The sequence below is a fragment of the Mucilaginibacter daejeonensis genome, from assembly GCF_020783335.1.
In the GTDB taxonomy this organism is placed as follows: domain Bacteria; phylum Bacteroidota; class Bacteroidia; order Sphingobacteriales; family Sphingobacteriaceae; genus Mucilaginibacter; species Mucilaginibacter daejeonensis.
Genome location: NZ_CP086068.1, coordinates 4,640,232 through 4,653,354 on the forward strand (window position 1 = coordinate 4,640,232; position 13,123 = coordinate 4,653,354).

The following is a 13,123-nucleotide window of genomic DNA, read 5'->3' on the forward strand; positions in this document are numbered from 1 at the left end:
CCCTGAGCATTTTGATAGCACGCTTTTTAAAGCTACTTTGCCGGTGCTAATTTATATTCGAACTGCATATTTCCCTGTATGACCTATTGCTTAGGCATTAAAGTAAAAGAAGGCCTGGTGGCCATTGCCGATACCCGCATCACCTCAGGCACCGATGTGACCATTAAAAAAAAGCTCACCACCCTGCAACGCGACAACTGTTCCCTGTTCATTATGACCAGCGGACTGCGATCGGTACGTGACAAGGCCATGGTATATTTTGACGAACTGCTGGAAGGCGGCGTGGAAGAATATAACAAAATGTTCAAGGTGGTTAACGCATTTGGCGAGCAGGTCAAGCGCGTGGGCGAAGAGGACCGCGAAACACTGGAACGATCAGGCTTTAAATTTAACCTGAATACCATTATCGGCGGGCAGATGAAGGACGATGAGGAACATAAACTATTTCTGCTGTATCCCGAAGGTAACTGGGTGGAGCTGGGCAACGGCGCCCCTTATGTGATCATTGGTAACGCGGCCCAAGGTAAGGCCATCCTTAACCGCATCCTGAACGAGAACACAGGACTTAAACTGGCCTTGAAGGCGGCCTTCCTGTCGTTCGATTCGACCAGGATCAGCGCTGCCGACGTGGATTTCCCGATCGATGTGGCACTTTACCGTAACGGAAGCTTCAATTTGGTGGAGCACCATTACGAGCAGGAGGACCTGGCCAGCGTATCGGCCCAGTGGGACAAAGAACTGAAGAACGCATTGAAAAATATATCGAACCAATGGATGGATGCTGCGTTCGATAAATTGGGGCGGTCAACTAAACGATCAAAAAAGAAATGAGATTCAAGGTAGGAGGAACATTAGCGTACGAGGTGCTTGAACCATCTACGTTCATCATTAATATTCATGCACTACATACCCCTGCCCAAACCCTGGTGGAGGAACGCTTTACCGTAGACCCTGCGCACCACATCGAAGAGTTGAGCGCTGCTCATGGCGAGAGCCGTTTTATTCGCCTGGATGCGCAGCAGCCCGGTATGCTCAATATCACTTACAGTGCCCTGGCCGAAACCTCTGTTAAACTGATCCCTGCCGATCAGCTGGCCAGCGTGCAGCTCATGGGCATGGATACCTCAGTGATCCCTTACCTATACCCCAGCCGTTACTGCCAGAGCGATAAATTATACCGATTTGCCCATAACCACTTTGGCCACATTGACAGTGCGTTCGAGAAAGTGCTGGCCATTACCGATTGGATACATGACCATGTGGAGTACCTGAGCGGGTCTACCAACTCACAAACATCGGCTTATGATACCGTGACCGAACTGGCCGGCGTATGCCGCGATTTTGCGCACCTGGGCATCGCCTTATGCCGGGCTTTGGATATACCAGCACGCTACTTTACCGGCTATGCCTGTCAATTGAACCCACCCGATTTTCATGCTTGTTTTGAGGCCTACCTGGGCGGCAACTGGATCATTTTTGATCCTACCCATTTGATACCCTTGAACGGACTGGTGAAGATCGCCACAGGGCGCGATGCCGCCGACGCTTCCATTGCCACCATGTTCGGCCGTGTGAATGGATTGTCGGTCACAGCCTCATGTGAGCTGGCAGATGAAGGCTTTGAGCCGATATACTACGTGGACGGCCAGCTATCAGGCTTGAGCTATTTGTAAAATAGTCCTACGCCGTACGGTCTGTTCTTTGCAGATACCGCTTGGTAAGCCATTTCCTAACCGGCTCATCGAACCATTTTAAACACGCATAGGCGATCAGTATGGCGGCAACCAACAAGGCTACGCCCATCGCCCAACCTTTTTCCAACGGTATCTTGTTATCTACAACCCACGCGGTGTACAGGTAGATCAGCGGATAATGAGTGATGTAAAGCGGATAAGAGATGTTCCCTAAAAAGCGGTTGAGTTGGAGTTGACGTCCGTCGTGCATATCGCTGCCTGCTCCCATGGCAATGATCAGCGGAAAAGCGATCATGATGCAGAACAGCTCATAAAGGCCATTCATCCATAATTGCTGGGCGTTACCTATGCGCGGCATACACAACAGGATGGTCAACAACAGGCTACACCATAAAAAGTCATTTTTCACCCGGATCACCTTACCTGATCTTGACAGCAGCATACCCGCCAGGAACGGGAATAGCAAGCGCGTGAAACCGATCGGTAATTGTATCTCGTCCAGGGTCCACCCGCCGATCACGTCGCCTTGGGGGCCCATGAGCAGGTAGTTGATGGATAAGGCGGCCGCCGCCAGAGTAAGTACCCAAAGCACCACTTTATTGCAATGCCTCAATAGCAATGCATATAAGATGTTTGCGATGTACTCAAAGAATAATGACCACGCAGGCCCGTTGAGCGGGTGCATCTCCTGCCAGCCACGTATATCCATACCTACGGTAACCGGTATCAGCGTGCAGCCGATCAGCATGATCAGCAACATGCGCCAAACCGACGTTTGATCAATGATGGGGAACAGCGTACCACCTTGTGTATAAAAGAATGCCGCCCCAATGAGCGACCCCATAATCACCATGGGTTGCAGACGCACCAAACGCCGCTTGAAGAATTCGCCTATGGTCATTTTGCCCCAACGGTCGTCATACGCGTAGGCCACCACAAAGCCCGACAGGAAGAAGAAGAAATCGACAGCCAGGTAGCCATGGTTAATGATCAGCTTGAAACGGTCGCCACCGGCAAAGGCCTCCAACACGTGAAAGATCACCACAATGATGGCGGCCACTCCGCGCAGGCCGTCAAGCGTTTCATAATGGGTCTTGGTGGGTAGGTATGCTTTGCTGGTCATATGAGTGGATATTGCGGTATAAGCTGGTCGCAGCCACTAAAAATGCAGCAATTTATCAGGGCCACCAAATTTAACCTGAAATTAAAGCGTAGTGTATTCAATGGATCGGGCCTTGAAATAGCTAGAACGACCCGCCCATTTACCGCCTCCGGATATGCGCTGCCCGCATTACAAATGATCTGTTATCTTTGCGGCATGGCTTCTGTTAAACCTTCGGTACCTAAAGGCATGCGCGATTTTTCGCCGGCCGAGATGGTCAAACGTAACTATATATTCGATACCATCAAGTCGGTGTTCCGCAAGTACGGCTACCAGCAGATCGAGACCCCGACCATGGAGAACTCGGCCACCTTGATGGGCAAATATGGTGAAGAAGGTGACCGTTTGATCTTCAAGGTGTTGAATAGCGGCGATTACCTGGCCAAGACCGATGAGCAACTGTTAGCTGCTCGCAACTCTAATGCGGTGGCCTCATCCATTTCTGAAAAAGCCCTGCGCTACGATCTTACCGTGCCTTTTGCGCGGTATGTGGTGCAGCACCAAAACGATATCACTTTCCCGTTCAAGCGTTTCCAGGTGCAGCCGGTATGGCGTGCCGACAGGCCACAAAAAGGCCGTTACCGCGAATTTTACCAGTGCGATGCTGATGTGGTGGGTTCTGACTCTTTACTGAACGAGGCCGAGTTCATCCTGATCTATGACGAAGCTTTGAGCAAGCTGGGGTTGAAAGACTTTAGCATTAAGATCAATAACCGTAAGATACTGGCCGGCATTGCCGAGATCATTGGCAAACCCGAACTGATCGTGGATATGACCGTGGCCATAGATAAGCTGGACAAGATCGGCCTTGATGGTGTGGTGAACGAGCTGCTGACCAAAGGTTTTACCCAGACCGAGATCGATCAGCTGGAACCGGTGATCCTGCTGGAGGGCAGTAATGCTGAAAAGCTGGAGAAACTGAAGGGGATACTGGCTACCTCTGAGGTGGGCCTGAATGGTATAGCCGAACTGGAGGTGATCTTCAAGTACCTGCAAAGTTTTCAACTGAACAAAGCCACCGTTGAGCTGGATATCACCCTGGCCCGCGGACTTAATTACTATACCGGTGCCATTTTCGAGGTGAAGACCAACGAGACCTTCATGGGTAGTATAGGTGGCGGTGGCCGTTATGACGACCTGACCGGCATGTTCGGCCTGAAAGGACTGACCGGTGCGGGTATCTCTTTCGGTGCCGATCGTATCTATGACGTACTGGAAGAATTAAAGCTGTTCCCGGAGACCAGCAACCAGACCACCCGCGTGCTCATTTGCCCGTTCGATGCGGAAGGTGAGGCCTATGCGTTGCCCCTGTTACAGCAACTACGCTACCAGGGCACTAATGCAGAGCTATACCCGGCAGGAGCAAAGATCAAGAAGCAATTAGATTACGCCAATAACAAAAGCATCCCCTACGTGATCGTGATCGGCAGCGACGAGATCAAGAGCGGCCTGCTCACCTTCAAGAACATGGTGACCGGCGAACAGCAAAAACTGAACGGCGCCGATATACTGGACGCAGTAGCGATATAGCCCTTTAAAGCTCGAAATCAGATTGAAACTCCCCCTCCTTTGGAGAGGGCGGGGAAAAGGTCAGAAACTTTGTAGTTTCGCCTTAACCTTTTCCATCAGCCACATCGGGGTAGATGTAGCGCCGCTGATGCCTATGGTATCGCCGGGGTTGAACATCTCGGGATGTACCTCCTCCACGGCCGATACAAAGTAAGTGTTAGGGTTATGCTTGCGGCATACCTCGAACAATACCTTGCCGTTAGATGATTTTTTACCTGATACAAATACCACCTTGTCGTACTTCACGGCAAAGCTGCCCAGGTCCTTATCGCGATTGGATACCTGGCGGCAAATAGTATCGTTAGCCTTCACTTCATACCCACGGCCGATCAGCTGATCTTTAATGTGATAAAATTTATCGGTGCTTTTGGTTGTTTGGCTGTAAAGGGTGATCTGTTGTGGCAGTTCCACATTATCCAGCTCGGCCAGGTCCTGGAAAACCAGCGCTTCACCGTTAGTTTGCCCCTGCAGGCCGATCACCTCGGCGTGGCCATGCTTGCCAAATATCACGATGTTCTCTTTGTTATCGTGCGATGTCTTGATACGGTTCTGCAATTTAAGCACTACCGGGCATGAGGCGTCGATCAAAGTAATGTTATGCTCTAATGCAAGCCGGTAAGTGTCGGGAGCCTCACCGTGGGCACGGATCAGCACCTTTTCGTTGTACAGGTCTTTCAAAGCTTCATGGTCAATAATGCGCAGGCCTTTGGCCTTCAGGCGTTCTACTTCCTCATCGTTATGAACGATATCGCCCAGGCAGTACAGATACCCATCCTCGGCCAGTATCTCTTCGGCCATATCAATGGCGTACACCACGCCAAAGCAAAAGCCCGAATCCTCATCAATGTTTACCTGTAAATTATACGCTCCCATGGTGATACAAAATTACGAAACCCCTGTCAGATACATCCTGCTGCCCTGCACTTTATTTCAACTCGATACATTTCATGGCTCACGGCCGTGATCACACCACAAGTTGCAGTATCCCGAAAAAGATGAACTGTACCAGCAACAGCACTGGGGCAACAATGGTTTGCTTTTCAAAACAGGCACGCTCGAACAGGTAAAGCAGCACCGCGCCCAGGCCGAACCAGCCAATGTAGTTCTTAAGTGGCGGATGGCCTTCGGTCCAGGTCCAGTAGTCAAAGCGGATGGCTACCGGCTCGATCAGTAGGTCAAGTGCCACCAGTATGATCGCGCCCAATAGTACCCGCAACCAAATATTACGGATACCCAGCCAACGCGTCAGGATGCCGGTACTATATACCAGCACGAACCAATTGACACCAATGGTAAGCGGAATATCGAACAGTTTGGCACCCAATGTGGCGCCGTAAGTATAATCGCCAAATATCCAATGCTTGTGCACGCCGATCCACTCGGCCACAAAACCAGCCAAAAAGGCCACTACAGCAAATAGCCAAAATCGTTTCTCATCACCATCATGAGCAATGGCTACCACGGCCAGCATCAGCATCAAATGGAAAGGCACCAGCCGCAGGAACATGGTACGCAGATCAGACACCAGGAAGCCTGCCAGACCGACGGCATGGAACAGGATGATCACGATGATGCAAATGGTGGACTTGCTCAACCTCATACCGGCCTGCCTTTCCAAACATTTTTGCGGGTCAGGTGATTTTGTATGGCCGATATACCCAGGATCAGCAAACTCAGCATTTGCAGCGGATGCAGTACCACATTATAAAAAGCATTTTGGCCCGATGATAACGAGATCATGATGCGGGTAAGGATGATGAGCCCGCACAGCATCAGGATCAGCTGCACGTTCAAGGTGGCAAAAATGAGCATTGGTCCGCCCAAGATCACCAGCAGATAACAGATAAAGCCAAAGATATTATAGTTGAACGCTGCCAAAAAGTTCTTGCTAAATCCACTGATCGCACTGCTAAAACCGGTATACATGCGGCAACTGATCAGTCCGTTGGCCAACAGGCTTTCCCCTTTCTCGCCTTTCCATTTCAGCAGCTTCATGATCTCCACATCCTCCACCACCCGGTCGCGGGCCATTTCGTGCCATTGGTAGCGCTTATATACGGCGGCATCAAATAACATAAATTGTCCGCTGGCTGCCGAAAAGCCCGGGTTTTTGGATAGATAGATCAGCTTGATGGGCAATAGGTTCAATAGCACGTAGTGCATCAGCGGCACCACCATGCGCTCGCCAATGGTGCGCATATCCTGATCGGTGAACAGGCTTAACAAGGCCAGTCTACGTAGTTGCATGCGGTACACGGCTGCGCTGATCAACCCGCTATATAATTGCTCATCGGCATCAACAAATAACAGGTACTTGCCTTTGGCCGCTTTAGCCAATTGGTGGCAGGCAAAGTTCTTACCCAACCAACCATCGGGCAGCGGCTCGCCTTTAATGACCCTGAACTGCGGGTGTTGGCTGCAAAAATCGCTGCAAAGCTGATAGGTGCCATCGGTGGAATCATCATCCAGGATGATCACCTCGTAATGCCCGTGCTCCTGCTCCAGTACCGAGTTGAGCAGCGTCAGGATATTATCCTCTTCGTTGCGTACGGGGATCAGGATGCTGACCAGGTCGGGCAAGTCGCGGTTCACCCGCCGTAGTTTAGGGTCAGATATGAAGTTAAATAATGTTACCGTGAATCGCAGGATCAGGAACAAGAAGATGATGTAGATAGCAATGATCACTGGTTATATGACGATCTGTGTTTGTTGTAGTTTGGCCTCACGATAATGCTGATCAAAGGCTTGTTTTAATTCACCAAGATCATTAAAATTTTCGTTAGATACTTTCAGGTGAACGTATGCACCCGGCTTTTTGTGCTGAAAGTTCTCGATAAAAGTTGCCGCGAACACGAACTGGAATTTGCCTGCCGCATCTTTCATGATCTTTTGCAGGCCACTTTCAAAGTGGATATCATCAACAAAGTTGGAGTACAACCTTGCTTGCGGAAAAACGACCACCACGTTACGCGGGGCACTGAGCAGATCTGCCGTATACTTGAGTGACTCGATCATGGAGCGGGAGTTCTTGAGTACCGAGTAAGCCCCACGATAGCGCAGGATCGGGTTCTTGCGCAAGGTATCTTCCAGCACCATCACCTTATAGTCCTTTTTGATAGCTGTATGGTTGAGCCAGTACAGTAAAAAGCCATCCCACCAGCTAAAATGGTTGGCCAGCAACAGCACCGACCGGTTAGGGTCTATGTCTATCTCGTTGGCTTTAAAACCATGAAAGTTGCGCCTGATGAGCCAACTGACGTAATGGTGAAAGAAACCGCCGATGAGCTTGTTTTGACGTGGGTATAGCATATAAAGGCAATATAGCTACTCTTACGCACCTTTACGGCATATCAATGCTCAACATGCAGCTGATCGGCCAGCGCTTGTTGATGAAAGGTGTTCATGCGTTGCGCCAATTCGGTAAAAGGCACTTCGCCCGCTACGCCACAATCAAAAAGATGAATAAAGGCCGAAGGTTTGAGGCTCTCAAAATAATCGATCAGTGTACAGCTGTAAATGATCTGGCAGGGCCCTTTTATCCGTTTTACCAGCCGCTCTATTCCCTGCCCGATCTCTATGTGGGTGGTATGGTTCGATATCAGTTCGCCCTGGGGGAACACCACCACCAGGTTACGCGGATCGTTACAAAGGTTGGCTGCGTAATTCAAAGATTCGATCATATCGCGCGCGCCTTTTTCGATCGAGAAGCCACCCGTGAGATTGAAGAACATGCGCTTTTCCAAATGGTCGCGCTGCATCATGATGAACAGCGTTCTTTTCAGGTGCCAAAAGGCGAGGTAATTGGCCAAAAACCCATCCCACCAGCTAAAGTGATTACATAACAACAATATGGAGTGTCCCTCTTTAGGCTCGAACGGGGTCACCACCACGCGGTTGAACGCCTTGAATATGCGGTAGCGCATGTACTTAGCGAACCAGTCGCTCACGAACTTATTGCGTCGGTGTGGGATCATATATACTGGGTAAGGTACTCGTCCAATTGCGGGGTCACCAGCCAGTGGCCCAGTTCTACTTCATGTATATGCGCAAGCGAAGGATCGATCCTGTTCATAAATGGCATACCGGCACTTTTGGGGAAAAGCATATCATGCTTGCCGAACACGAAATGGCACTTGACCTTGTGCCGGTTAATGGCATCGGTTATAGCAACGGCATCGGGCTGCAGTTGTTTGATGAGGTTAAGCGTGTAATAAACATCCTGCCGTTTTTGCGGCGTGTCCATTTCGCTATGGGCGATCTTGTAAAGGCTTTCATCGATCACCCGTACCCTTTTCAGCCCTTTCAGCAAGCCCGGCGCGATCCAGCTACTCTTGGTCACGGTCTTGAAAAGGAACTTACCGGCAGCCCGGTGCATCAAAAAGTTGAACCCGGGGTAAATGAATAAGCCATCAGGCGCCATAAGTAGCACCTCATCCACCAGTTCGGCATAGTCCTCCAACAGCACCAGCGCCACATTAGCACCTATGGAATAACCCATGAGGCTGATGTGCTGCCGGCCATGTATCTCGAACCATTTTTCGAGATATTGACGGACGAGCGCTTTGGGCATTCCCTCCACGATCTGTTTTTCGGGCCAGCCTTCTAACCGGCTTTGCCCATGAAAAAAATGATCAAAACTGTATACCCGGTACTTGGGGATTACCGATCGCCGCAACACCTCGAATTGGCGCCCCGTCATGCCGTAGCCGTGAAAGGCCAGCATGGGACGTGTGCCCGTTCCGTACTCGTGATAATGTAATTGGCCTAATTGCGGCAGATGCAGAAACCCCATTGTTAAGGCAATATTAATGATCTTGCCTCAATCAAGCAAAGCACCCGCCGCTAATTGACAGTATTTCTGTAGCAGACCCGTTCACAACTCTTAACAGACCATGTAAATTGGATATCCTTTTATATATTTATTTCAAAATAGAGTCTATATGGACCGAATAACAAAAGGTCGATCTGAGTTGAGAGCGCTATGTATCATTGCGATCCTAGCAGACATTTCTGGAGTTTTAATGTATAACTACCTTATTGGCCCTGACAAGTTATTTAGCCAAGCTACTCGAATAATATTCAGTTGTGCTTTAATGTATTCGACCATGACTGGTAGCCGTATCGCCAAGTGGATATTACTTTTCACATTCGTTTATTCGATAGAGAACTTTATAAAAGAGTTTTGGGGTTATCAATTTAATGACTGGTTAGGATCAGTGATCTTTTTGAAAGTCGCTTATAACATCTTCTTCGTTGTACGTATATTATTCTCTAAGAATATCAACACCTTTCTTGACCGCAAGCAAGAGAAGAGGCCAGGTGTGGTTACGTAACAGGCTCCATCCATATGACCACTTACATTTTCATGCCGCTCATATCCATCCCTTTTTGATGGCGGTGGCCGCTCATGATCTTCATTAAGGATGGGTTGATGCGCAGGTAAACTTCGAGCCCTACCGGCGTGGTACCGTACAGAGGACGTAGGGCAGTTGGCGAAAAGTTGAGCGTGGCCTGTGCGCCTAAACGCAGGTCGGTGTTCTTGATCTGTGCCAAAATGTAATTGGCACCAAAGGTGGCCGCATTGATGTTGAAGGTAGGGTTGCCCGGGAATTGTTGCTCCAGGTCGAACTCTTCCGCGTTCTTACGTACAAAAGTGTAGGTGCCGTACAGGGCGGTGCGGTGGAGTTGCAAATTGCTCTCCAGCAAGGCCGACGGCAGGGTATGTCCCTCACCTACCACATGGTTCTGCCCGTAAACCAATGATGCCGTAAAATGGCTGTCCTCGTTCAGTTTTTTAGCATACAAGGCCGATGCGGTCAGCAACCTGACATCGTGCCCGGCGTGCATGGCCTCGGGGTCCTTCAGCCATCCGTGCGACACTTGTAAGGCCCAATTGCTCGATGGGTTGTATGATAAACGCATGGAATACGAGTCGAACTTAGGCGCATCAAAGCCGTAACGTTCTTCATCAGGTTCACGCCCTTTGAAGGTTGAGCCCTCGATCTTAACGTTCTTGTAACGGAAACCCAGCGTGGCCACACCAAAGGTGATGTGCGTGGCATCGGCGTAATGGTGCTGCAATGGTGCATCGGGATTATTGCTGGCGGCCGTGCGGTGCATAAATACCGGCGGACCCAGCGCAGGTTCGGCCGGATAGCCCACCGAGGCGTAAACATCGGTATTAGGTGCGATGCGATGCGCGTAAGATACGTTCAGCTCGGCAAAAAGGTCGTGCGGGTGCTGACGATCTACCAGTTTGCGGCCTTTGTATGATTCACCTGTTTGGTACAGTAAGGGGTAGCCATCCAGACCCACCAGTAACGGATCAAGTGATATCATGGCATTGATGCCCAGCAAGCCATTGCGGCCGATCTTGCGCTGGGTCATACCCATGAACCAGTTAGGGGCATCAAATTCGTGGCCGCCGCGGCTACCGTTCTTAAAAATATCCTGCCCGGTATAACGTGCCGTAATATTGCCATGCACCATGCTCATCCACTTTTTACCGTGTATCATGTAACCGTAAACAGGTGTCTCGTCAGGCATCCATGATGAACCTGATCCGTTACGGCTCATGGGCAGATCACGCGATAGCTGACTGCTCATCATCATGGTATCGGCCTGCTGCATCTTATCAGTGCGTGGCTCCAGCTTGCGGATTCCCTCTTTAGGATTCATATCCTTACGACGTTGCGCATTGGCCGCGCTATCCATCGGCATGTGATGATGTTCGTGCTGGGCATAGGCCGTAACGCTAAGCGTTAGCAGGATCAGTGTGATATATTTTTTCATTGATGGTATCGGTTAGGTAAGCATTGCCGCGCCATATAGAACGATAGCATAACACTGATCGCTCTGCTATCGTTCTTATAAATGACGGTACGCTTCGTTTTAATGAAAGATATTGAACAAATTGTATTCTACACGCACCAGGTACATGTTCTGGGTATTACGCTCCATGCGGTTAGTAAGCGGCGTCCGGTACGACAGATCCACCCGCAACACACTGTTGAAGATGAACTGAACGGCCGGTGCCACGTCCAGATAATACTGCCCTTTGCCTGGGTTCACCTTACCTAACAACTCTGCGTACAGGTTAATGTTGGTTTGATCGTAGTTGGTGTACTTTTTAGGAAAGGTCAGATATCCTGCCGAAAGCGTATACCCAATAGCATCTTGTATTGCCGGTATGCTGCCGCCACGGTTCTCCCAGGCACGCAGGTAACTCAACGAACCCGACAAGGCCAGCTTGTGCAGCAGTTCGGTAGCAACCAACCCACCCTGAAAACCGCTGTTATCGCCTTCTAAGGATATCTCCTGGTTGGGCGTTGGGTTGCTGATGCTGGACACCTTGGCAAATGCCGCCATGCGGAAATGTCGTTGCACGGTATCGGCCGAGTAAAAACGGTATTTGGCGTAGCCGCTAAAACCTTCCACATGCTGACGCTGCTGGTAGTAGTTGGACATGTACACGCTGCTGTGCACCATGAAGTACTTATTGATGCCATACATCAGCTCCATGGTACTGCGGTTCCTGAAATCAGGCTTAAAAAAGCCCTGGTTCTCTACCCGTATACCTAACGATCGTGCCGCCATGTTGCTGGCGGGCTCGGTGTTCACATATAGTTCCTGCGCCATGGCCGCGCATAGCCAACACAGCATACCTACGGTAAGCCCTAATTTTTTCAAATACATGACCGCTGATTAGATGATCACGTGATAGTTCTTGCCATTACCGGTCTTGCTGTTGGCCGCGTCACTGTATTTTTTAACAGTGGCCGCAGGTGCGAAACCTTTGTTCACCACGGTAAGGTTCACCTGGCCATCAAGGCTCTTGGTGTTGCCGTTCAGGATATGGAAGGTATCGCCAGCGTAATTGAAGGTATTGTTGTTGAGTTTAAGTTTGCCCAGATCAACGGTAGTGGTTAGTTGATTGATCGAGAAGCCCGCGCCCTGCACCTTTTTGCTCATTTGCTCCAGATCCACCGGGGTATTGCTTTTAAAAGTGATGGTGAACAGGTTGCGGTTAAGGTCAGGCTTAACGGCGGCAATGAAAGGAAGAGAGCTAAGTGACTTTTCAGTAGCTTTTGAGCACATAGAGCAGGTAAGACCGCTAACTTGTAACTCAGCTTTAACGAATTGGGCTTTGGCTGCGCCGATAGAAACGGCCAGCAGGAATAGGAATATCTTTAAGGTTTTCATGTAAAGTATCAATAAAATAATTAGAATAATGACTTTTAAGCATAGGCCAACAAGGCCATGCTTAACACGGATCCAATTACTTGATCTTTACAGGCGGAAAATGCAGTTTTTGATATAAACAGATACTTTGCTTGATGGGTCGCTATCGGGTGGACCGCGGTCAAAAAGCTTTTCAAGCAGTATCCTTTGCGCCGAGAACAGGATGTCCTCGAACGGAAGTTTAGGTATCTCGAACGAGAATAACTTGGCCATGAAAGAGCTTTCTTCCTGAGCCTTGTGATCGTCCTTAACCTTAACGTCAACATGGTGGTTCTTGCAGCAATCCATCTTCATGCCACAGGTGGCCTCTTTGGTTTGCTGCTTTTTGGCAGGTACGGTGATCTTTACCGATGCCACCTTGCTGCCGCAGTAATGTAAGTTCAGGGCAAAGCCTAACACCGTAATGGTGTATAACAAGGCTAAACATATGGCTCCTGACCTTTTGAACATTACGCAA

At 49.7% G+C, this 13,123-nt stretch carries 15 protein-coding genes; 4 read left to right on the forward strand and 11 right to left on the reverse strand.

All coding sequences use genetic code 11. The features are described 5' to 3' along the window. The first annotated feature begins 78 nt into the window (after positions 1–78). Both LLH06_RS19950 and LLH06_RS19955 read left to right on the forward strand, forming a co-directional pair. The gene (locus tag LLH06_RS19950) at positions 79–831 is read left to right on the forward strand and encodes a peptidase (RefSeq protein ID WP_228171047.1); all 753 of its coding nucleotides are present in this window, start codon (positions 79–81) and stop codon (positions 829–831) included. Next, entirely contained in the window at positions 828–1,673 is an 846-nt protein-coding gene (locus LLH06_RS19955; protein ID WP_228171048.1) for a transglutaminase-like domain-containing protein, read from the forward strand. The genes LLH06_RS19950 and LLH06_RS19955 overlap by 4 nt, the downstream gene beginning before the upstream one ends. A 7-nt stretch (positions 1,674–1,680) precedes the next feature. Here LLH06_RS19955 and LLH06_RS19960 read toward each other — a convergent pair whose 3' ends face one another. After that, positions 1,681–2,817, reverse strand: a complete 1,137-nt coding sequence (locus LLH06_RS19960; protein ID WP_228171049.1) for an acyltransferase family protein — start codon at positions 2,815–2,817, stop codon at positions 1,681–1,683. Between the two features lie 195 nt (positions 2,818–3,012). On the opposite strand from LLH06_RS19960, the gene hisS reads away from it, so the two are divergent. Beyond that, the gene (gene hisS, locus LLH06_RS19965; protein ID WP_228173320.1) at positions 3,013–4,386 is read left to right on the forward strand and encodes a histidine--tRNA ligase; all 1,374 of its coding nucleotides are present in this window, start codon (positions 3,013–3,015) and stop codon (positions 4,384–4,386) included. A gap of 60 nt (positions 4,387–4,446) precedes the next feature. Here hisS and LLH06_RS19970 read toward each other — a convergent pair whose 3' ends face one another. The 6 genes from LLH06_RS19970 to LLH06_RS19995 all read right to left on the reverse strand — a co-directional run bounded on the left by LLH06_RS19970 (position 4,447) and on the right by LLH06_RS19995 (position 9,217). Further along, positions 4,447–5,298: a 4-hydroxy-3-methylbut-2-enyl diphosphate reductase gene (locus LLH06_RS19970; protein WP_228171050.1), complete on the reverse strand. Its 852-nt coding sequence runs from the start codon at positions 5,296–5,298 to the stop codon at positions 4,447–4,449. Positions 5,299–5,389: 91 nt separating this feature from the next. Next, positions 5,390–6,025, reverse strand: coding sequence for a carotenoid biosynthesis protein (locus tag LLH06_RS19975; RefSeq protein WP_228171051.1), 636 nt, complete (start codon positions 6,023–6,025; stop codon positions 5,390–5,392). Beyond that, the gene (locus tag LLH06_RS19980) at positions 6,022–7,110 is read right to left on the reverse strand and encodes a glycosyltransferase (RefSeq protein ID WP_228171052.1); all 1,089 of its coding nucleotides are present in this window, start codon (positions 7,108–7,110) and stop codon (positions 6,022–6,024) included. Before LLH06_RS19980 ends, LLH06_RS19975 begins: the two co-directional genes overlap by 4 nt. 3 nt (positions 7,111–7,113) lie before the next feature. After that, complete coding sequence (locus tag LLH06_RS19985) at positions 7,114–7,734, reverse strand: 1-acyl-sn-glycerol-3-phosphate acyltransferase (protein WP_228171053.1); 621 nt, start codon at positions 7,732–7,734, stop codon at positions 7,114–7,116. A 41-nt stretch (positions 7,735–7,775) separates the two neighbouring features. Next, complete coding sequence (locus LLH06_RS19990; protein ID WP_228171054.1) at positions 7,776–8,399, reverse strand: lysophospholipid acyltransferase family protein; 624 nt, start codon at positions 8,397–8,399, stop codon at positions 7,776–7,778. Then, positions 8,396–9,217, reverse strand: coding sequence for an alpha/beta fold hydrolase (locus tag LLH06_RS19995; protein WP_228171055.1), 822 nt, complete (start codon positions 9,215–9,217; stop codon positions 8,396–8,398). Before LLH06_RS19995 ends, LLH06_RS19990 begins: the two co-directional genes overlap by 4 nt. A 313-nt stretch (positions 9,218–9,530) precedes the next feature. Here LLH06_RS19995 and LLH06_RS20000 point away from each other — a divergent pair, with 313 nt between their 5' ends. Further along, positions 9,531–9,758, forward strand: coding sequence for a hypothetical protein (locus LLH06_RS20000; protein ID WP_228171056.1), 228 nt, complete (start codon positions 9,531–9,533; stop codon positions 9,756–9,758). Positions 9,759–9,780: 22 nt separating this feature from the next. Here LLH06_RS20000 and LLH06_RS20005 read toward each other — a convergent pair whose 3' ends face one another. From LLH06_RS20005 to LLH06_RS20020, 4 genes are all read right to left on the reverse strand, one after another. Then, positions 9,781–11,217 carry a hypothetical protein gene (locus tag LLH06_RS20005; RefSeq protein WP_228171057.1) on the reverse strand — a complete coding sequence of 479 codons (1,437 nt, stop codon included), beginning with the start codon at positions 11,215–11,217 and terminating at the stop codon, positions 9,781–9,783. 99 nt (positions 11,218–11,316) lie between these two features. Next, on the reverse strand, positions 11,317–12,120 hold the full coding sequence (locus LLH06_RS20010; RefSeq protein WP_228171058.1) for a hypothetical protein: 804 nt from the start codon (positions 12,118–12,120) through the stop codon (positions 11,317–11,319). 9 nt (positions 12,121–12,129) lie between these two features. After that, the gene (locus LLH06_RS20015) at positions 12,130–12,627 is read right to left on the reverse strand and encodes a heavy-metal-associated domain-containing protein (RefSeq protein WP_228171059.1); all 498 of its coding nucleotides are present in this window, start codon (positions 12,625–12,627) and stop codon (positions 12,130–12,132) included. A gap of 87 nt (positions 12,628–12,714) precedes the next feature. Then, positions 12,715–13,116 carry an HYC_CC_PP family protein gene (locus LLH06_RS20020; RefSeq protein WP_228171060.1) on the reverse strand — a complete coding sequence of 134 codons (402 nt, stop codon included), beginning with the start codon at positions 13,114–13,116 and terminating at the stop codon, positions 12,715–12,717. Positions 13,117–13,123: the final 7 nt, after the last annotated feature.

Excerpts from the sequence above, each read along its gene's own strand:
- LLH06_RS19970 (WP_228171050.1), bottom strand. The coding sequence starts at position 5,298 with ATGGGAGCGTATAATTTACAGGTAAACATTGATGAGGATTCGGGCTTT.
- LLH06_RS19960 (WP_228171049.1), bottom strand. The coding sequence starts at position 2,817 with ATGACCAGCAAAGCATACCTACCCACCAAGACCCATTATGAAACGCTT.
- LLH06_RS20020 (WP_228171060.1), bottom strand. The coding sequence starts at position 13,116 with ATGTTCAAAAGGTCAGGAGCCATATGTTTAGCCTTGTTATACACCATT.
- LLH06_RS19955 (WP_228171048.1), top strand. The coding sequence starts at position 828 with ATGAGATTCAAGGTAGGAGGAACATTAGCGTACGAGGTGCTTGAACCA.
- LLH06_RS19975 (WP_228171051.1), bottom strand. The coding sequence starts at position 6,025 with ATGAGGTTGAGCAAGTCCACCATTTGCATCATCGTGATCATCCTGTTC.
- LLH06_RS19950 (WP_228171047.1), top strand. The coding sequence starts at position 79 with ATGACCTATTGCTTAGGCATTAAAGTAAAAGAAGGCCTGGTGGCCATT.
- LLH06_RS19990 (WP_228171054.1), bottom strand. The coding sequence starts at position 8,399 with ATGATCCCACACCGACGCAATAAGTTCGTGAGCGACTGGTTCGCTAAG.
- LLH06_RS20010 (WP_228171058.1), bottom strand. The coding sequence starts at position 12,120 with ATGTATTTGAAAAAATTAGGGCTTACCGTAGGTATGCTGTGTTGGCTA.
- LLH06_RS19995 (WP_228171055.1), bottom strand. The coding sequence starts at position 9,217 with ATGGGGTTTCTGCATCTGCCGCAATTAGGCCAATTACATTATCACGAG.
- hisS (WP_228173320.1), top strand. The coding sequence starts at position 3,013 with ATGGCTTCTGTTAAACCTTCGGTACCTAAAGGCATGCGCGATTTTTCG.
- LLH06_RS20000 (WP_228171056.1), top strand. The coding sequence starts at position 9,531 with ATGACTGGTAGCCGTATCGCCAAGTGGATATTACTTTTCACATTCGTT.
- LLH06_RS20005 (WP_228171057.1), bottom strand. The coding sequence starts at position 11,217 with ATGAAAAAATATATCACACTGATCCTGCTAACGCTTAGCGTTACGGCC.
- LLH06_RS20015 (WP_228171059.1), bottom strand. The coding sequence starts at position 12,627 with ATGAAAACCTTAAAGATATTCCTATTCCTGCTGGCCGTTTCTATCGGC.
- LLH06_RS19985 (WP_228171053.1), bottom strand. The coding sequence starts at position 7,734 with ATGCTATACCCACGTCAAAACAAGCTCATCGGCGGTTTCTTTCACCAT.